Source organism: Paenibacillus sp. CMAA1364 (assembly GCF_054373195.1).
Genome location: NZ_JBITNB010000007.1, coordinates 126,441 through 144,734, shown reverse-complemented (window position 1 = coordinate 144,734; position 18,294 = coordinate 126,441). Strand labels below are relative to the sequence as shown.

At 40.4% G+C, this 18,294-nt stretch carries 17 protein-coding genes and 1 pseudogene; 5 read left to right on the top strand and 13 right to left on the bottom strand.

The window, feature by feature from the left end; translation table 11 throughout:
- Positions 1–323 (top strand): annotated as a pseudogene (locus tag ACH8E3_RS07510) (transposase); the annotation flags it as partial.
- Between the two features lie 110 nt (positions 324–433).
- On the opposite strand, the gene ACH8E3_RS07505 reads toward ACH8E3_RS07510, so the two are convergent.
- The 5 genes from ACH8E3_RS07505 to ACH8E3_RS07485 all read right to left on the bottom strand — a co-directional run bounded on the left by ACH8E3_RS07505 (position 434) and on the right by ACH8E3_RS07485 (position 5,225).
- Entirely contained in the window at positions 434–1,651 is a 1,218-nt protein-coding gene (locus ACH8E3_RS07505; RefSeq protein WP_458631996.1) for an ABC transporter permease, read from the bottom strand.
- A 2-nt stretch (positions 1,652–1,653) separates the two neighbouring features.
- Positions 1,654–2,400, bottom strand: coding sequence for an ABC transporter ATP-binding protein (locus tag ACH8E3_RS07500; RefSeq protein ID WP_458632004.1), 747 nt, complete (start codon positions 2,398–2,400; stop codon positions 1,654–1,656).
- A gap of 65 nt (positions 2,401–2,465) precedes the next feature.
- On the bottom strand, positions 2,466–3,851 hold the full coding sequence (locus ACH8E3_RS07495) for a DEAD/DEAH box helicase (RefSeq protein WP_458631995.1): 1,386 nt from the start codon (positions 3,849–3,851) through the stop codon (positions 2,466–2,468).
- A gap of 101 nt (positions 3,852–3,952) precedes the next feature.
- Entirely contained in the window at positions 3,953–4,726 is a 774-nt protein-coding gene (locus ACH8E3_RS07490; RefSeq protein WP_458631994.1) for an SDR family NAD(P)-dependent oxidoreductase, read from the bottom strand.
- A 40-nt stretch (positions 4,727–4,766) separates the two neighbouring features.
- Positions 4,767–5,225, bottom strand: a complete 459-nt coding sequence (locus tag ACH8E3_RS07485) for a chemotaxis protein CheX (RefSeq protein ID WP_458631993.1) — start codon at positions 5,223–5,225, stop codon at positions 4,767–4,769.
- A gap of 348 nt (positions 5,226–5,573) precedes the next feature.
- Between ACH8E3_RS07485 and ACH8E3_RS07480 the strand changes: the two genes are divergently transcribed.
- Together ACH8E3_RS07480 and ACH8E3_RS07475 are read left to right on the top strand one after the other, a co-directional pair.
- Entirely contained in the window at positions 5,574–6,476 is a 903-nt protein-coding gene (locus tag ACH8E3_RS07480) for a LysR family transcriptional regulator (RefSeq protein WP_458631992.1), read from the top strand.
- Between the two features lie 28 nt (positions 6,477–6,504).
- The gene (locus tag ACH8E3_RS07475; protein ID WP_458631991.1) at positions 6,505–7,317 is read left to right on the top strand and encodes a histidinol-phosphatase; all 813 of its coding nucleotides are present in this window, start codon (positions 6,505–6,507) and stop codon (positions 7,315–7,317) included.
- 156 nt (positions 7,318–7,473) lie between these two features.
- Here ACH8E3_RS07475 and ACH8E3_RS07470 read toward each other — a convergent pair whose 3' ends face one another.
- The 6 genes from ACH8E3_RS07470 to ACH8E3_RS07445 all read right to left on the bottom strand — a co-directional run bounded on the left by ACH8E3_RS07470 (position 7,474) and on the right by ACH8E3_RS07445 (position 13,079).
- Positions 7,474–8,040 carry a GNAT family N-acetyltransferase gene (locus ACH8E3_RS07470; protein ID WP_458631990.1) on the bottom strand — a complete coding sequence of 189 codons (567 nt, stop codon included), beginning with the start codon at positions 8,038–8,040 and terminating at the stop codon, positions 7,474–7,476.
- 6 nt (positions 8,041–8,046) lie between these two features.
- A complete protein-coding gene (locus tag ACH8E3_RS07465; RefSeq protein ID WP_458631989.1) occupies positions 8,047–8,901 on the bottom strand; it encodes a metallophosphoesterase in 855 nt (284 codons plus the stop codon).
- Positions 8,898–9,713, bottom strand: a complete 816-nt coding sequence (locus ACH8E3_RS07460; RefSeq protein ID WP_458631988.1) for an AAC(3) family N-acetyltransferase — start codon at positions 9,711–9,713, stop codon at positions 8,898–8,900. Before ACH8E3_RS07460 ends, ACH8E3_RS07465 begins: the two co-directional genes overlap by 4 nt.
- Positions 9,714–9,793: 80 nt before the next feature.
- The gene (sdhB, locus tag ACH8E3_RS07455; RefSeq protein ID WP_458631987.1) at positions 9,794–10,558 is read right to left on the bottom strand and encodes a succinate dehydrogenase iron-sulfur subunit; all 765 of its coding nucleotides are present in this window, start codon (positions 10,556–10,558) and stop codon (positions 9,794–9,796) included.
- 93 nt (positions 10,559–10,651) lie between these two features.
- Positions 10,652–12,397 (bottom strand): succinate dehydrogenase flavoprotein subunit, encoded by a 1,746-nt coding sequence (gene sdhA, locus ACH8E3_RS07450; RefSeq protein ID WP_458631986.1) that lies wholly within the window; start codon positions 12,395–12,397, stop codon positions 10,652–10,654.
- A gap of 19 nt (positions 12,398–12,416) precedes the next feature.
- Positions 12,417–13,079 carry a succinate dehydrogenase cytochrome b558 subunit gene (locus ACH8E3_RS07445; RefSeq protein ID WP_458631985.1) on the bottom strand — a complete coding sequence of 221 codons (663 nt, stop codon included), beginning with the start codon at positions 13,077–13,079 and terminating at the stop codon, positions 12,417–12,419.
- A gap of 243 nt (positions 13,080–13,322) precedes the next feature.
- Between ACH8E3_RS07445 and ACH8E3_RS07440 the strand changes: the two genes are divergently transcribed.
- The gene (locus ACH8E3_RS07440) at positions 13,323–14,228 is read left to right on the top strand and encodes a LysR family transcriptional regulator (RefSeq protein WP_458631984.1); all 906 of its coding nucleotides are present in this window, start codon (positions 13,323–13,325) and stop codon (positions 14,226–14,228) included.
- Positions 14,229–14,268: 40 nt separating this feature from the next.
- On the opposite strand, the gene ACH8E3_RS07435 is transcribed toward ACH8E3_RS07440, so the two are convergent.
- Positions 14,269–14,937 (bottom strand): potassium channel family protein, encoded by a 669-nt coding sequence (locus ACH8E3_RS07435; protein ID WP_458631983.1) that lies wholly within the window; start codon positions 14,935–14,937, stop codon positions 14,269–14,271.
- Positions 14,938–14,978: 41 nt separating this feature from the next.
- Complete coding sequence (locus ACH8E3_RS07430) at positions 14,979–16,319, bottom strand: TrkH family potassium uptake protein (protein WP_458631982.1); 1,341 nt, start codon at positions 16,317–16,319, stop codon at positions 14,979–14,981.
- Between the two features lie 344 nt (positions 16,320–16,663).
- Between ACH8E3_RS07430 and ACH8E3_RS07425 the strand changes: the two genes are divergently transcribed.
- Complete coding sequence (locus ACH8E3_RS07425; protein ID WP_458631981.1) at positions 16,664–18,283, top strand: CPBP family intramembrane glutamic endopeptidase; 1,620 nt, start codon at positions 16,664–16,666, stop codon at positions 18,281–18,283.
- The last annotated feature ends 11 nt before the right edge of the window (positions 18,284–18,294 follow it).

The window sequence follows — 18,294 nt, the reverse complement described above, 5'->3', positions numbered from 1 at the left end:
GAAGCTGTGAGGGCTGTCCACTGAAGGAACGGTGTACGAAGACAACAGGAAATCGGGAAGTGGTTGTCAGTTTGGAACGACTGAGGTACCAGAAACAGGCACGGGAAATTCTGCGAAGCGAGGAAGGTTACGCCTTGGCCGTACGCCGAATGACGGAGTCGGAAAGTGTATTTGGACAACTGAAGAACAACCGGGGATTCGGGTGATTTCTACTTCGCGGCATGAAAAAAGTGACGCTTGAGGTCGGTTGGCTTTCACTTGCCCATAATCTACTGAAACAAGCCGCGATTGATCAAAAACGCAGAACAGCGATCCTCCAATAACAGGAGAATCGCTGCTCTTTTAACTTTTTATTGTTTTGAGAATGCGGAGAGTCTGTCTTCGCTTGTAGAAAATCTACTTTTGGGACAGCCCCCTTTCATTCGTTCACAACCTAATCCTCATCATTAGCTTGATTATTCTTACGCGAGATGACAACACGGATCAGGTAGGACATCATTACTCCCGCTATGAGTGTTCCAAAATTCAGTGTGATATGTGACCATCCATCAACCCAAAAAGGTAACCATAAGAGTATAACCATCCATAAGTGAACTTGAAATACAAAGAGCTTCACATTATGCCCTCTACTATTCTTTGGAATCGGATAAATATTCATCCAAAAGGATTCACGATGATACCCTTGTAATGAAGATAATTGGACCCCTATTAAGAACAGCACGGACAAATAAATGCCACTACCAACTAAGCTTCCACGCGTCCACCACAACAGAAGTAACCCTAACCCGAAGACACGCATAATAATTCCGAATATATCACTACGAATGAAGCTCTTAGTCATAAGATATCGATATGCGGTGTTTTGGCGCCATGATATCTGACTTCCTAGTCTAGAGAGTATTCGACGTGGATATACCCGTTGTTGACGCTCTGGCACATTAACGAACCATCCCAACACCAACATGACTCGACCAATCTGGGCCTGTTCTTTAGCAATCAATCGCTCCCATGGCACTAAATGCTTCACAGGAAATGTTAATGCCACGATATATGTTATTCCTATTAAAAGAACGTAAATAAGACTTTTGCCTAATGGTTGCCATAACCATGCTGACAAAGCTAGTCCCACGACTGCCCATCTTAGTATCCGATACCATTTAGATGCAGCATTAGATACCATTAGGGTCTCATTCCAACCGCCATAACTCGATATCATCTTTAACATCCATAGTAGCAATAAGAATATCCAGAAAGGCTTAGGTGAGATATCACTTCTAATATATAATGGCCACAAGGTCACGAATACAAATGTCAGGCCTATCATCTTATAAGCTACACCACTTAGCCAACTTCCCCTCAAATAACGATGCATCTTCGACTCTTGAGGCAGAAGAAACACAGTGTCGGGGAATTGTAGGTATGTACGGAAACTGCTATGAACACTTAATGGAAGTAATATAATTAGCATGATAGATCGAATAGGAAGTCCTACTGGTACTTGTTGCACTAATGAGGTATACCATGCCGAGAATGCAATAAATAGAAAGATAAGCATGACAGCCAGACCGCTTTGCATGACATATCCTAAATAAGGAATAACCTCTCCCCAGAATTGACGACGTCGTTGAATTCGAAGACCATTGAGATCCATACTCAAATCCTACCCTGTACGAGTGTGTAAAAGAGATCCTCCAACGGTGCGTCTGGCTTGCCCACTTGTTGAGCAATTTGTTCAAGCGTGCCTTGGGCAATAATGCAGCCTTTATGCATTACGATAAATCGATCACAATAATTCTCGATGGTCGATAGGATATGAGAACTTAATAGAATCGAAGCTCCCCCAGCTTTTAACTCCATCATGAAATCCAATAATGAACGAATACCAAGGGGATCTAGACCAAGAAATGGCTCATCAATGATATATAGAGATGGACGAGCAACAAAGGCACACATGATCATCACCTTTTGTTTCATTCCTTTAGATAGATGGATAGAAAGGCTGTCCATTTTATCTCCCATATGGAATAAGGCTATTAACTTCTGGGATCGGTTCTCGAAGTCTTCCTTCGAAACCCCGTAAGCTCTCGCGGTAAATTCAAGATGCTCTCTAACCGTCATTTCCTCGTACAGGAGCGGTGATTCAGGTACAAAAGCAAGGGCACTATGATAAGCCTCTGAATCTTCTTCCCGCTTCTTGCCTTGAACTCGAATATCTCCCTTATGGGGTGACATCAGTCCAAGAATATGCTTCATCGTCGTACTCTTACCAGCTCCATTGAGTCCAATAAGGCCAACCATCTCCCCTACTCCCACATGAAGTTGAACATCATGTAATACAGGACGATTCTGACTGTATCCTCCGGTTAATCCTTGAATGTCTAATACTTTCGTTTCATTCATCATTATCACCTCAAATTTGATAACAGCCATCCATAAAGAGATTCATAGCAGCAACAATGTAAATACTAATCAAGTGAAGACTTATTCTTCAACCATTTCGGTGCACCCTTATTCTTACGTGCACGTTCGCGCTCACTTTTACTAGCTCCATCATTGTATTTACTTGATTTACGTGGTGCAATCGGCTTCTGTACTGGTGGCACAATAGATTCTGTATTATCCATTGACTGAGTGTGTTCTGACACTTGTGGTTTCACTGGTGCTTTCACTGGTGGTTCATTGAATAATTTCCGATCTGGTTTTGAGCTCTCTTTTCCCGTTTCAATGACTTTACCCACGGACATGGTTCTAAGTCCAATTGGAGTATCAAGCTCCTTTGTGAATTTCTTAATGATAAATGCTTCACGTTGCGTAATGATCGATAGAACAATACCCTTTCGTCCCATTCTTCCTGTTCTTCCTGCTCGATGAACATAGTGCTCAGAATTTGTCGGAGGATCATAGTTAATGACCATCGTTAACCCTTCGATGTCTAATCCACGTGCTGCTAAATCACTAGCGACAAGCACTTTGAATTTGCCCTTACGGAAACCATCCAGCACGCCACTACGTGCCAACTTATGAGCATCGCCATAGATGGCCTTAGTACTAATGCCTAGATGGTTCATCTTAGCTTCCACTTCTGCTATATCTTCCGTCGTATTCACAAATACGAGCGCCTTCTGTGGATTGTAATATCGGATAAGACGACGTAATGTATCCAGCTTATCCCGTTCTTCTGATATGAAATAATAATGTTCCAATCCTGAAGCTGTCATCTGCTCTGGAGAGATACCGATCATTGCTGGTTCTTTCATCTCTCTACTAACCAGATCTGCTGATTCTTTACTAATGGTTGCAGATAGAAATATTAATTGTCGATCACGCATAGCACTGCGAATAATACGACTTACATCACCTGCGGCACCCAATTGAAATACTTGGTCCACTTCATCTACAACAATCATGTTGACGTGATGCATTTTGAGTTTGCGCGTTTCGATCAATTCTCTAATCCTACCAGGCGTTCCAACAATTAATTGTGGATGAAGACGAAGTTTCTCTAATTGTCGCTTCGTCGAAGCTCCACCAATAAGCGCCAATACACGTATGCCTCTATGTTCACCATAACGTTCACTCTCGCGTACAATTTGCATAGCAAGTTCTTGGGTGGGAGCTAGAATTAGCTTTTGAACCGATTTAAGTTCAGGATCAATCCCTAGAAGAATAGGTAGCAAATAAGCTAACGTCTTCCCCGTCCCTGTCTGCGAATGCGCAAGAACATCCCTGCCTTGCATGACTACCGGAATGACTTCTGCTTGGACAGGTGAAGGCTTGTGTATCTCGAATTCTGATAATTTATTGACCATATCTATTGGAATCTCTAACTCAGTAAAAGTATTTATATTCATGTATGTCCATCCTTTATGTTCAAATCATTCTTATTCATTATATGCTAAAACGCAAATCCTTCCAAATAAATAGAAAAACCGTCTCATGAGAGGCGGTTCTTCTATTTCTTATTCATCATTCCATATGTCAGCTTGTCTGCCAAACGAGGGAATAATTGATACAGTCGTATACCAACTGAAGCCATCCATGGCAAGTTCAACTCTTCTTGTTGACGTTCAATTAGCTTAACCATTTTGTGAGCGACATAGGTTGGCTTCATGATGAACCAACGTATATTCGATAAATATTTACCTGAAGGATCTGCCAATTCAAAGAATGGCGTATCTATCGGCCCTGGGTTAACGGTAGAGACTGTTATTCCGCTCCCTCGTAGTTCTTGTCTCAGACTATTACTAAACCCATAGACGGCGTGTTTAGTCGCTGTATAGGAAGTAGATCTCGCTGTACCAATCTTAGCCGCCATAGATGCAACGTTCACGATATGGCCTTCTCCCCTGTCCAACATGCTCGGTAAGACCGCTTTTGTACATCTGACTGTTCCCATATAATTCACATTCATCATATCGCTGAATTCGTCCACTTCCATATCTACGATTGATTCAAATTTACCATATCCAGCATTGTTGATAAGAATATCAATTTTACCATAACGATGTAAAACATCATTCATCACATATTGTACTTGCTCCTGCACAGTCACATCCATAGCAATCAACTCAAATGTACCTGATAACTGTATACCAACGGACTGTAATTTAGTCTGTGAACGAGCCAACAATATTAGAACAGCACCCTGTTCAGAGAGCATTTTCGCCGTTAAAGCACCTATTCCGCTAGAGGCCCCTGTAATTACAATAACTTTATCTTTTAGCATCTTCTAGTCCTTTCGTTATAGCGAACTTTCTTCACTTATTCTAAGAAATCATAACTTGGATATCCATTTCACCGATGCCATCCATTGTCAATGGGATACTAAGCGCCTTTTTAGACTGAAAGAGCGTATCATTCTCGGGTGTCACGATTTTGGGTGGTGTAATATCCACGGTTACGCCTTGATTAGCAAGAATGGTACTCGCATTTCCACTAATCATATTTCCAAGTTCAGATATGGCACTTTGACCCATTTCATCCATTTCCGTAATTACAAATCCGCCCATCATTGCGGAAACAATCTTTAATGCAACTGTCTCCTTCAAACCAAATATCACATTACCTGAGATTTGTCCGGTCATACCTACTTGAATCCATATATCCCCTTTAACAAACTCTATTGTCTTAATACCCAAATTGCCAGTCGAAGGTGATACTTGAATCACTTGCTCAATGACACCCCGTGCAGACTCAAGAAATGGATTAATGATTTCAGCTTTCATGTTGATTTATACCTCTTTCCATTTGAACGTTCAGCACAGTGCCAAAAGCCCCTCATATTTCTATAACATAATTATACTTTAAACCTAACAATATGACATCAAATATATGCTAAAAGATCTAATTATAGTTCTTATTACCTATTAACTATTCATCTGAATCTCGTAATGTTAATAACTGTCGATATCTTCTATTTATAATTATCGGACTTTAAACCCATTTTATAAAGTTTTACAAAAAAAAGTTACGTGATTTGCAATATCATTGCTCTGAATCAGACGATCATCTATAATTTTAAACAACGCTTGGTAAATATACCGTGGAGAAGTGTTAATTGAAGGAGGGGTACCGTGAATATTAGCCAATTAGAGACACTAGTAACTATTTCTAAGACAATGAGCTTTCGAAAAGCAGGAGAAGTGCTTAATCTCACGCAACCTGCCGTCTCCGCTCAAATAAAAAACCTAGAAGATGAGTTCAATACCGTTCTTGTAGATCGAAACCAACCTGTGACACTAACAGATCGAGGAAGAGTATTCCTAGATCATACCGAACGAATACTCGCTATAGTAGAAGAGTTAAAGCAACGTCTCTACGATCTAAATGATACACCGCAAGGACATATTGTACTTGGAACGACCACTTCAATTGCTATTCAGATCCTTCCTCGTATTTTATCTTATTTCCAAGATCAATTCCCACTCATCAAAACAACCATTCAATCCATGGCATCATGCGAAGTATATAATAATGTTGAGAATGGACAGATTGATGTTGGGATCGGTTATCTTATTGAGCGCAATCCTAACTTAATTACTTCGGTTTTGTACTATGATACTTTTGAACTTGTCGTTACTCCTAATCATCCACTATCGCAAATGCCTGTCGCTACGATTGATGCACTTCGTGACTTGCCACTCATCTTGCTTACAGGTGATACAGTTGGACGGAAGTTCGTCGATGATATATGTAAGAAACACAAGATAATTCCCAATGTCATTATGGAACTCTCCAGTAGTGAAGAAATTAAACGTTTGGTGGAACTTAACCTTGGTGCAGGGATCATATCCAAGTTATCTGTTTCTAGAGAACTGCGTTTGGGCACACTAAAAATCGTTCCCATTTTCGAACTTGAAGTTACACACCCTGTTGGCCTCATTTATAAGTCAGGCAGATATCTTACTTCAGCGATGCAACAATTTCTAAGTGACTTGAAGGGCATGCCAGAAACACAATTTATTAGCTCAGAATAACAAATATGACGAAGGAAGTGTTCATCTAATGAAATTCGACATTCATACACATCATTATCGTTGTGGGCATGCCGATGGAAATATTAGAGATTACATCGAATCAGCTATTTCCTCCGGTCTTCAGGTTATCGGCATATCTGACCACACACCCTATTTTTATGAACAGGAAGATCGTGCATTCCCCAAAATAACAATGGCTAAATCTGAGTTGACCCACTATGTACAAGAGGTGCTTGCTCTTAAAGAGGAATATAAAGATAATATCGATGTTCTTCTAGGCATTGAATCCGATTACTTTGTGAATCAAGCCGAGCTATACGCAAGGACCCTCGCACAATATCCATTTGATTATATTATTGGATCTGTCCATCAAGTACGTGATCTTAGTATCTTCAACAAGAATCGATGGAATCACTTGAATGAGAACCAACAAATCGAAGTGAAGGAAGAGTATTATCGTTTAATTCAAGCGTCTGCTAAAAGCGGTATATTCCAAATTCTAGGACATATTGATGCTATGAAAGGTTATTATCCTGCCTTTTCCGATATTCCTGCGAATCAAGTTATTGACGATACCATGAAGGTTGTTTCTGCGTGTGGTGTTGCTATTGAGATCAATACTTCAGGAAAAACAAAACGATGTGGCGGTTGGTATCCATCTAATGCTCTATTGGAAAGAGCTTTGCATTATGGTGTCGACGTCACGTTCGGCTCGGATGCCCATGTTCCAGACCGTGTAGGAGATGAATTCATGGACGTACGCACAACACTTCAGGACATCGGATATAAGCAATGGGTATATTATAAAGACAAACAAAAGGTCAATGTCCCGTTCAATTAATTATCCTTCACATATCTGCACAAAAAAATAGGACTCGTTATTCACGAGTCCCGGAATTTTTATATTTTAAAAGGGGGTTATGCTTTTATTATAACCACACTCTGTTAGAGTTGCGTATCAGTAACATTTCATTTGTGTAACAATGATGAATTTCAATTAGATGCGTACGATATGATTACAAGCATCCAGATGGAATATATTAATCTTATTCGTTACAAGATCGGCTCCATATCGCTGGGGAAGCATTCGATCCCAGACGAATCCATTTTTCCTCATTACTTTCTCTGAGGCAATATTATCTTCACGACATCTTCCCTCTACTTTTTGCAAACCAAGCTCGCTAAATCCGAAGTTCATAAGTATGCTTACTGCCTCCGTGGTTAATCCTTGCCCCCAATATAATCTATCCAGCATATACCCTAACAAAGGCATCGAACGAAAAGAACTATAATTCTGAAGAGAAACAAATCCAATAAGATATCCTTCTTGAGCTAAGCATATGCCCAAATGCAGATGTTGCTCCACATCACGACTAAGTATTTGGCCAAGTAACTTTCTCTTTTGATAATAGGTATCGTCTTTCGCATTGGCAATGCTGAGAAATACTTGTTGATCAGATAGAATGGACCATAATCGTTCTTCGTCTGATCGTTCAAGTAATCGAAGCTGTATTCGCTCATTATATAAACCAGACAAGTTGCTAGGAATACCTCTGCCGAACATATCTGTTCACTCTCCTGAGTTATTCAGATTAAATACGGTTATTTCAGGTGCACACAGAAATCTTATGGGCAACTTCGTAACACCAACACCTCGATTCACGTATAACAACAAATCACTATTGTCCAGATGATAAAGGCCTTGTATATACCGCTTTGAACCAATGGGTGTTGTTATAGAACCAACAAAAGGAAACCTAACCTGCCCTCCATGACTATGACCTGATAGTTGCAGATTAAAGGGGAAAGAGGAAGCTATATCCGCATAATCTGGTTCATGTACCATCAAGATGGAGAATGTATCCTCGGGTATTCCTTTTAGTGCTTTTTGCGGATCAGGCATTCCGTGTAGAACATCTTCTAATCCGACAATGGCAAGCGAGCTATGTTCTCTAGTTAAGATTACATGTGAATTATGAAGAACTGTAAATCCCGCTTCCTCAAGCATACGCCTAACTTCATTAGGCTGACCCCAATGATCATGATTCCCTAAGACAGCATATTTACCTAGAGGAGCGTGAAGAGAAGATAAATCGGGAATGGCATTACGCATCGCATCAGAATCGTAATCTACCATATCTCCTGTAAAACAAATCATATCCGGTAATTGGCTTGATATGGCTTCCATTAGATTCTTAATACTTCGCTCATCGAAATGAAAACCTAGATGTACATCACTAAATTGAACAATCTTCAAACCATTGAAGGACGATGGGAATGTACTGAAATTCAACTCTATATATTCAATAGTGAGATGCTTAGGCTCCCATAACCAAGCATACCCACCGACCAACATTCCACCACCTAACAACGTTGCACCACATGCTCTCAGAAATTGTCTTCTTGTTATCTTCTTATCCATCATCGATGATTGTCCAACCATTGCACCGCATAATCAATTAGATCGCGTTGTTTCGCCAGCACACAAGAAGATTGACCTATCTTTCCACGGGTATATTGACCTGTACAATCCCGTTCAAAATCTAATCCAATCCTATGAAAATCATCTGAATGGAAATTGATATCCACATATGGCACCCATTGTGATTGAGTATGGGAAGGGGAATGGATAGCTACGGGTGCTGCAGACTGAATCAGCTTCTTACCTCGGTAAGAGGAACGATATTCTGCCAAATGAAACGATGTATTACACGCATAGCTCGTACCTAACAACAGGACATATGTGTCCATCTCAACCATTCTTGCGAGCGGAGAACACTCCCCTAGACTATAATCTAAAGGGTGGGGATTCATTAGGTATGTTGCTAATGTTCCTCTCGCTGCAAATGAGGTGTGAGGATGAGCACTACGTACAACACCAGATTGTTTGCGGAATGTCTCTGCAACGATGCCCATACCTGTCGTTACCGTGAAGTCCGGATCATATGGTGGCATACTCTCACGTATAAGTTCCCACCACTGCGAATCCACAGGGGGATTCATCCAAGTCTGCGGATCTGTAAGGTTAGGTGATTGTGTTGGCATAATCAACGTGCCCTCATCTCCAAGCGCGTTCTCTAATGCCAGGATCACCGCTTCAGAGCCTCCTACAATCCAACCACCAATACTTTTCATAGATGAATGTACGAGTAATGTCATTCCAGAACGGATGCCAAGTGTCATACAATCGTCCATGATATCAGAGCTAGTAATGGGTCTATCTATAATCAATATCATTGCCTCCCATTCCGAAAGATAACACCTCTATGATGTCGCTAAGTGCGAATCGAAGAGGTGTTATTTATTGTAAGATTAAATTATACGCCTAACCAGCGTTTAAACATATGTTTGGTAGTGTCTTTATTCATTTCAGCGATAGAAGTCGTTAGCGGGATTCCTTTTGGACAGGAGCGTACACAGTTCTGTGAGTTACCACAACCATCAATTCCCCCATCTTCCATTAAAGCCTCAAGACGTTCTTCCGCATTCATTTCACCCGTAGGATGGGCATTAAAAAGTCTTACTTGCGAGATAGCTGCTGGTCCAATGAAGTTCGTCTTCTCATTTACGTTAGGACATGCTTCTAGACACACACCACAAGTCATACACTTAGACAACTCGTACGCCCATTGACGCTTCTTCTCAGGCATACGCGGTCCGGGCCCTAAGTCATATGTTCCATCAATAGGAATCCAAGCCTTCACCTGTTTGAGCGCCTTAAACATTCGATTACGATCAATCACTAAATCGCGCACAACAGGAAATGTACTCATTGGTTGCAGACGCACTGGTTGTTCAAGATTATCGATCAGAGCTGCACAAGCCTGGCGTGGCTTCCCATTAATCACCATGGAACAAGCTCCACACACTTCTTCTAAACAGTTGGAATCCCAACATACAGGAGCAATATCTTCGCCTACGCTATTTACTGGATTCCGCTGAATCTCCATGAGTGAACTTATGACGTTCATTCCAGGACGATAAGGAACTTCAAACTCCTCCGTATATGACTTCGAATCCGGTGAGTCTTGCCGAGTAATAATAAATTTAACATTTTTCTTTGCTGCAGCTGTTTCCGTCATATGAACTCCTCCTCTCACGTGTTTTTGAGCGTTACTACTTGATATTCTTCGAAAGACATACCTCGTAAGCATTATCTGTGTCTTTTAGCGTTACTACTTTTCTTTTGAATAATCGCGAATCCGTGGTGGAATCAAGGATACATCGATTTCGTCGTATGATATCTGTGGACCATCTGGTGTCCATTTCGCCTTGGTTGTCTTCAAGAACTTTTCATCATTACGATCTGGATAATCTGGCTTATAGTGAGCACCACGGCTCTCGTCACGAAGTAGCGCACCCAAAGTCATCGCCTGAGCGAGCTCTAGCATATTCCATAATTGACGCGTAAACGCTACACTTGGATTGTTCCAACGTGATTTATCATTCATATTGATATTCTGATAACGTAATTTCAATTCTTTAATCTTGTCAATTGTCGCTTCGAGCTTGTCATTATAACGAACAACCGTCATGTTATTCGTCATCCATTCACCTAGCTCTTTATGCAGAACATAAGCATTCTCTGTTCCATTCATTGCAAGTAGACCTTCATATTTATCTGTCTGTTCCTTCTTATAACGATCAAATAAAGATGTAGGAACATCTTCGGCTTTCTTCTTCAAACCTTTGATATATTCAACCGCTTTAGGTCCTGAGACCATACCGCCATATATAGCAGATACAAGTGAGTTAGCTCCTAAGCGATTCGCACCATGATACTGATATTCACATTCTCCAGCAGCGAATAATCCTGGGATATTCGTCATTTGATTGTAATCCACCCATATTCCACCCATGGAATAATGGACTGCAGGGAATATTTTCATTGGAATTTTGCGCGGATCATCACCCATGAATTTCTCATAGATTTCAATAATCCCACCTAATTTAACATCTAATTCTTTGGGATCTTTGTGGGAGAGGTCAAGATAGACCATGTTCTCACCATTTACACCAAGGCCTTGATTAACACATACATCGAATATTTCCCTAGTTGCAATATCACGAGGTACTAAGTTCCCGTAAGCAGGATATTTCTCTTCAAGGAAATACCATGGCTTACCATCTTTATATGTCCAGATGCGTCCACCTTCGCCACGAGCTGATTCGGACATTAGACGTAATTTGTCATCGCCTGGTATAGCCGTTGGATGAATCTGAATAAATTCACCATTCGCATAATAAGCACCTTGCTGATATACCGCACTTACCGCTGTACCTGTATTAATAACGGAATTCGTCGTCTTACCGAATATAATACCAGGACCACCACTAGCTAATATTACTGCATCAGCCACAAACGTATGAATCTCCATGTTCTTCAAATCTTGTGCACATATTCCTCTACATATCCCCTCATCATCAACAACAGCAGATAGGAACTCCCAGTTCTCATGCTTAGTCACTAAGCCATCTGCCTCGTATCGGCGAACCTGCTCGTCTAATGCATATAACAACTGCTGACCCGTTGTTGCACCTGCAAATGCTGTGCGGTGGTATTGCGTACCCCCAAATCTACGGAAATCTAGAAGACCTTCAGGCGTACGATTGAACATGACACCCATACGGTCCATAAGATGAATAATACCAGGTGCTGCATCACACATAGCCTTTACAGGTGGTTGATTCGCTAAGAAGTCTCCGCCATAAACAGTATCATCAAAATGTTCCCAAGGAGAATCGCCTTCTCCCTTTGTGTTCACTGCCCCATTAATTCCACCCTGTGCACATACAGAGTGAGATCTCTTAACTGGAACCAATGAGAATAAATGTACATGCGTGCCTGATTCAGCTGCTTTGATGGTTGCCATCAACCCAGCTAATCCACCACCGACAATAATAATATTTGATGTAGCCATGATTACTCACCCCTTAACTTTAGACAATCTTTAATGTTTCGATAACGTTCCATACCGTCTGGAATTCAATACTACGGAAAGCTATAAGTGACAACACGAATAATACGGATACGATTACAAATAACCCCATGCACAACATAGAGGACACACGCTGTGAGCGTGGGCCAACGGTAATCCCCCAACTTACTAGGAAAGACCAAAGACCATTAGAGAAGTGGAACGCTGTAGACAATACGCCAATTAGATATAACGTAAAAGTAATTGGATTCATAACCACTGCGTGAATCACACCACCAAGCTCTTCATGTGTAACATTTCCAAGCGCTACTTGTACTCGTGTCTCATATACGTGCCAGATGACAAACATAAATGTTAATATTCCGGTGATGCGCTGTAACGTGTATCTCCAATTGCGCTCATATTGATATGAACCTACATTTGGCTTCGATTGATAAGCAATATACAAGCCGAATACCCCATGATAAAGAAGCGGTAACCAAATTAGAAACAACTCCATGAAGAATACAAATGGTAAGCCATTTAGAAAGGCTACCCCCTCATTAAATTGTTCAAGACCTCCTTCAAATGCACCAAAGTTCGTCACTACATGCTCCAAAATAAAGAAGCTTAAAGGAATAACCCCAAGTAACGAGTGAAGCTTTCTGGCATAATATCCTTTCATATGACGATTATCCCCCTTTCCATAACAGCGTTTTCATTTACAATTTAATTATAATTACTTTGTAACATAACATATTCCACAGCGATAGGTGAATAAATGCTGTTTCTTAGTCAACATTGTGAACATCTTGTGGCACTTTTCATGTTACTCCATTTCATCTTATAATGGAATTGCAATATAAGTATTATTAGTTATAACTAAATTGCATATGCTATAATAAAATTTGCATTGAGGAGGTGTAGGATGTTCGAATCCTTGGACGTATTCGCAATTGTGGTAGAACAGTCTAGTCTAAATAAAGCTTCCAAGCTATTAAATATCTCTCAGCCCGCACTTTCAAGGAAGATCGCTAAATTAGAAAACGATCTAGGTGTCATGCTATTTCACCGGCGTGGGAAGCGTTTGGAGTTAACCTCCATCGGCAAATTAACATATAGCTTTGCCAAAGAGCAAGGACAATACCAGCAACAGTTCCTTAAGACGATTTCACAACACCAGAATGGGAATCAAATCTCTGTAACTCTCGGCGCTAGCCTCACTACCTTACAAACGACGCTCCCACCCGTAATCAATACATTTATGGATAAACATCCGACAGCTGAAATCAAAGTTGTCACTGGAAGAACACATGAGATCGTATTAGCTCTTCGCGAGAAAAGAATCGACGTAGGTATTGTGGCTTCCTCTATCCATGAGTACGGCCTGCATTGCATCCCATTATTTGAAGATCATTTAGAATTAGTTCTACCTAGAAATCATCCTCTTGCCCAACTCACAGATGTCTATATGAATCATTTGCAAGGCTTACCGATGATTGTCTTCTCTAGTGGCACATGGTATCGAAAGTTAACGGATGAGTTGTTTCATAACACGGGTATTATTCCTGACATTCGAATGGAGATTGATTCTTTCGAGGCGATTGTTCGATTGCTACCTACCTGTAAGGCAGTAACATTACTACCCAAATCTTATTTACATCAGCAATTACTAGATGATAATGAGTTAGTGGTCATACACATTCCAGACCTCAAAGAGACAAGGAGAACGACTTCTCTCATCTATGGAGATCATTCTGAGCTTAGTAAAGCAGCCCAACAATGGATTGAAGAAACAACATCATTATTTCATTCATCTGCGCAACATCAATAACCCGGATGACCTTCACTGGTTCCGGGTTAGGCATCTTATATTAATGAAAATTGATAAGTTCATTCTCTAACTGTGCAATTCTATCGTTAGATCCGATAATGACCATAATATCATCTGTAAGTAATTGATCCATAGCTGTTGGAGCTACAATAATACCACTTGCACGATGTAATGCAACAATACTACAGCTATATCGAGCACGTGTATTGATCTCTGACAATGTCTTCCCATTGAGCCATACCGGAACTTTAATCTCTACAATACTATAGTCCTTCGCTAATTCAATGTAATCTAGTAGATTGGGGGTTACTAATTGATGTGCTACACGTATCCCCATATCTCTCTCCGGATAGATAATTCGGTCCACACCTAGCTTCTCGAGTGCTCTCCCATGAAGTACGGAAATGGCCTTCGCTACAACTGTAGTTACCCCTAAGTCCTTCAATAAAATCGCCGCAAGAATACTCATCTGGATATCATCACCAATCGCTACAATTCCGCAATCGAAATTACGAACACCTAGTGATTTCAGTACCTCTTCATCCGATGCATCTGCTACAACAGCATACGTAAGAAATTCACTCATATGACTTATGATCTCTTCATTCCTATCGATGCCTAACACTTCGTAGTTAAGTTCCATAAGTTCTAGCGCAATCGCTGAGCCAAACCGCCCCAAACCTATAACAACAAACTGCTGTCTTTTCATCTCTCGTCAAGTACTCCTTTATCCTACTTTAATTTATAAATCTATCCTATAATAATTTTACCTTCAGGATGACGATATAATTCTTTCTCTTTCTTAGGTCCTAGCGCATAAGCAAGCGTGATCAGACCAAGTCGTCCTGCAAACATAGTAAAAGTAATCATAATTTTTCCGACAGGGCTTAATTCGGGTGTTAATCCCATCGACAACCCTACCGTACCAAAGGCAGATGTCGTCTCAAACAATATGGGCAGAAAGTTACTATCCTCAGTCGTGGACAGCACCATAACTACGGTAATCACTAGTAACAGAGATAGGAACGTAATGGTCAGCGCCTTGTATATCCGATCTTGTGCAAGACGATAACGAAACATCACGATATCATCTCTACCCCGAAGCATTGCGATAACTGCACCCATAATGATAGTGAATGTCGTGGTCTTGATTCCACCACCTGTAGATCCAGGAGAAGCACCAATAAACATCAGGATGACCATGAAGAATTGCGATGCTTGCCTCATTTCACCGATCGGTAATGTATTCGCACCTGCGGTACGTGTAGTCACAGATTGAAAGAAGGAACTTAAAATCTTACCACTCCAGTCTAATGAAGCTAATGTTCTTGAATTCTTAAATTCGAATATAAATATAATGATGGCTCCGAATATAATTAGAAATGTCGTCATGGATAGAACGACTTTAGAGTGCAGTGTAAGCCTACGAGTTCTTCGGAAATCAACGATATCAGATAATACTACAAAACCAATACCACCTGATACAATTAGAAACATCACCACGATATTCACAACGGGATCATTCACCGAATCCGTTAGACTATGAAAATGACCAAATAGATCGAACCCAGCATTGTTAAACATAGAAATAGCATGAAATATCCCAAAATATAACGCTTTGCCAAATGGCATATCGAATGACCATCGAATCGTTAGAATTATCGCTGCGACGCCTTCGATCGTAAAAGAGAACAATAGAACTTTTCGAATTAGACGAACTATTCCTTCCATAGCACTCTGATTCATCGCTTCTTGTAAAAGCAATCGGTCACGTAGAGATATTTTCCTTTTTAATGCTAATGTGAACATCGTTGCCATCGTCATAAATCCAAGTCCGCCTATTTGAATAAGCACAATGATAACCACTTGACCAAAGGTACTAAAGAATACGCCAGTATCCTGAACGACCAGCCCAGTTACACATGTTGCAGATGTCGCCGTAAATAATGCATCAATAAACCCTAATGACTCACCTGTTGTATTAGCTATAGGAAGCGTAAGAAGAAGTGCTCCCAACATAATAATACTCGCGAAACCCAATACTAGATTTTGCGGAGGAGATAATCTGAACCAGCTCAACTTTTTTTTCAATAACTCCACCCCTTTTATACCCACAAAATAGACATTGGAAAACCACTTCTTGGGTTAGTTCCATCGTATAATATCTGTTCAATCTATATCTAATTAAATAGCATTCCGATTATAATCTTTATTAGGTAACTTCACAAAGCTTTATTTCGGACAAATGGTAACATATATACCCAAATATAGTGAGTGAGTATGTATAATAAGTCATTCCCTCTGCGTACATATGCCTAACTCTAGTTTAACCATTTTTTCACGACATCATCTTACAATTAATGGTTTACTTACTTGTACCTGTGTAATCTTTAAGCTATTCTAATGGCTATATATATAACTTGGGAGGAACATAAATGAATCCGTTAGGGCAACCCTTGAAACTCAAAGTCAATTACAAAGTTCTAAGTATTCTTGCTTCGATTGGTCTATTACTATTTATAATGGTACAGGTATTACCCAGTATTGCGTTAGAAACGGCTAAACAGCAGAGCAGTGATTTAATTCATAAGAATGAAGCTAGAGCCGCTGCAACACAATTTGCTGAATCTTCACTTCAACTTGACGTCCTATCTTCTGAGGACAGCTTGGTCACATACCACTCGTATTCTGAGTTATACGGTTATTTAGCCAAAGAGAAGCTTGTACAACAATACCAGGATAACTACGCTAGCAAATATCCATACGATGTATATCGCGTTCGTGTAGAGACGGCTGATTCAAATACATACTATAATATTGATCTACATATGAATACAGCTGAGGTCGTAGCTTTTGCCAAAGAACAGCTCTTGGTTACTTCAACCGTTACTTCTATCCAGTCAAAAGTGAAAGAAGATATGGCTACACAATGGCTGGTCCAATTGGGATATGATCCTAGTGATTTCCAACTCGTTACGAACGATGAATCATCTCTCACTTATGCTAATGCAAATGTAATGATTGGTAAAGCACCGTTTCAGATTAAATTCAACTTCGATTCAGGTCAATTGGCATCATTCCAACCATCATTTGCAGTTCCTGAAGAGCATATAACTTATGTGAATAAGGAACATACCAAAGCGCTGTGGATGACGATCGTTGGCTATGGACTGCTTACTCTAGCACTAGGCGTACTCGCTATTGTGTATAGTGCATTGACAAGGAAACATACCTCATTTGTTAGAGGAATCTTCCTTAGTTCCTTTTATTTCGTCGTATCTATATTGAGTACATTAAATATGCTACCTGCTTTGGAAGCGCAAGGAATTACAGGTATCGCACTCATCTTCGGATTATTATTTCAAGGAGCACTCACATTAGTCATGTCAGCGTTATTGTATTTCTCCCTTGTAGGCGGAGACGGATTATGGAGAAAGGAAGCCCTTATGAATCCATGGCCACGTTTTAAAGAGGCTGGTTATGGTCATTATGTACTTCACAGCATGTTCGTAGGTTATTTATGGGCCTTCATCCTATTAGGATTACAGTCTATTATCTTCTTCACCTTAAATCTAACGCTTCACAGCTGGTCGACAACGGACGCATCACAATCACCACTTAACATGTTCTATCCTTGGATGTTCCCGCTATTAGCTTGGGTGGCAGGGATCTCGGAAGAAGCAGTGTATCGTTTATTCGGTATAAAAATGATGAAGAAGCTGGTTAAGAACACTTTTCTTGCTTGTCTGATCCCTTCTATTATATGGGCCTTGGGTCACACGCTGTATCCGATCTATCCCGTCATTTCACGACCAATAGAACTCATTATTATCGGGTTACTGTTTAGCTTCATATTCCTACGCTATGGTTATATTGCCGTGATGTTTAGTCATGTTGTATTCAATAGCATCCTCATGGGATTCAGTCTATTCATGTTAGGTGACACGATCAACATCGTCGCTGGTGTGGTGTCGATGATTATGCCATTTGTGGTTGCATATGTTATTTATATGACTCGTTCTATTCTACCCAAACGACGCACATCAGCTATATGATATAGCAAAAA

Bases quoted from the DNA above. Each gene is read 5' to 3' on its own strand.
- ACH8E3_RS07505 (WP_458631996.1), bottom strand. From the start codon at position 1,651: ATGGATCTCAATGGTCTTCGAATTCAACGACGTCGTCAATTCTGGGGA.
- ACH8E3_RS07500 (WP_458632004.1), bottom strand. From the start codon at position 2,400: ATGAATGAAACGAAAGTATTAGACATTCAAGGATTAACCGGAGGATAC.
- ACH8E3_RS07495 (WP_458631995.1), bottom strand. From the start codon at position 3,851: ATGAATATAAATACTTTTACTGAGTTAGAGATTCCAATAGATATGGTC.
- ACH8E3_RS07490 (WP_458631994.1), bottom strand. From the start codon at position 4,726: ATGCTAAAAGATAAAGTTATTGTAATTACAGGGGCCTCTAGCGGAATA.
- ACH8E3_RS07485 (WP_458631993.1), bottom strand. From the start codon at position 5,225: ATGAAAGCTGAAATCATTAATCCATTTCTTGAGTCTGCACGGGGTGTC.
- ACH8E3_RS07475 (WP_458631991.1), top strand. From the start codon at position 6,505: ATGAAATTCGACATTCATACACATCATTATCGTTGTGGGCATGCCGAT.
- ACH8E3_RS07470 (WP_458631990.1), bottom strand. From the start codon at position 8,040: ATGTTCGGCAGAGGTATTCCTAGCAACTTGTCTGGTTTATATAATGAG.
- ACH8E3_RS07465 (WP_458631989.1), bottom strand. From the start codon at position 8,901: ATGATGGATAAGAAGATAACAAGAAGACAATTTCTGAGAGCATGTGGT.
- ACH8E3_RS07460 (WP_458631988.1), bottom strand. From the start codon at position 9,713: ATGATATTGATTATAGATAGACCCATTACTAGCTCTGATATCATGGAC.
- sdhB (WP_458631987.1), bottom strand. From the start codon at position 10,558: ATGACGGAAACAGCTGCAGCAAAGAAAAATGTTAAATTTATTATTACT.
- sdhA (WP_458631986.1), bottom strand. From the start codon at position 12,397: ATGGCTACATCAAATATTATTATTGTCGGTGGTGGATTAGCTGGGTTG.
- ACH8E3_RS07445 (WP_458631985.1), bottom strand. From the start codon at position 13,079: ATGAAAGGATATTATGCCAGAAAGCTTCACTCGTTACTTGGGGTTATT.
- ACH8E3_RS07440 (WP_458631984.1), top strand. From the start codon at position 13,323: ATGTTCGAATCCTTGGACGTATTCGCAATTGTGGTAGAACAGTCTAGT.
- ACH8E3_RS07435 (WP_458631983.1), bottom strand. From the start codon at position 14,937: ATGAAAAGACAGCAGTTTGTTGTTATAGGTTTGGGGCGGTTTGGCTCA.
- ACH8E3_RS07425 (WP_458631981.1), top strand. From the start codon at position 16,664: ATGAATCCGTTAGGGCAACCCTTGAAACTCAAAGTCAATTACAAAGTT.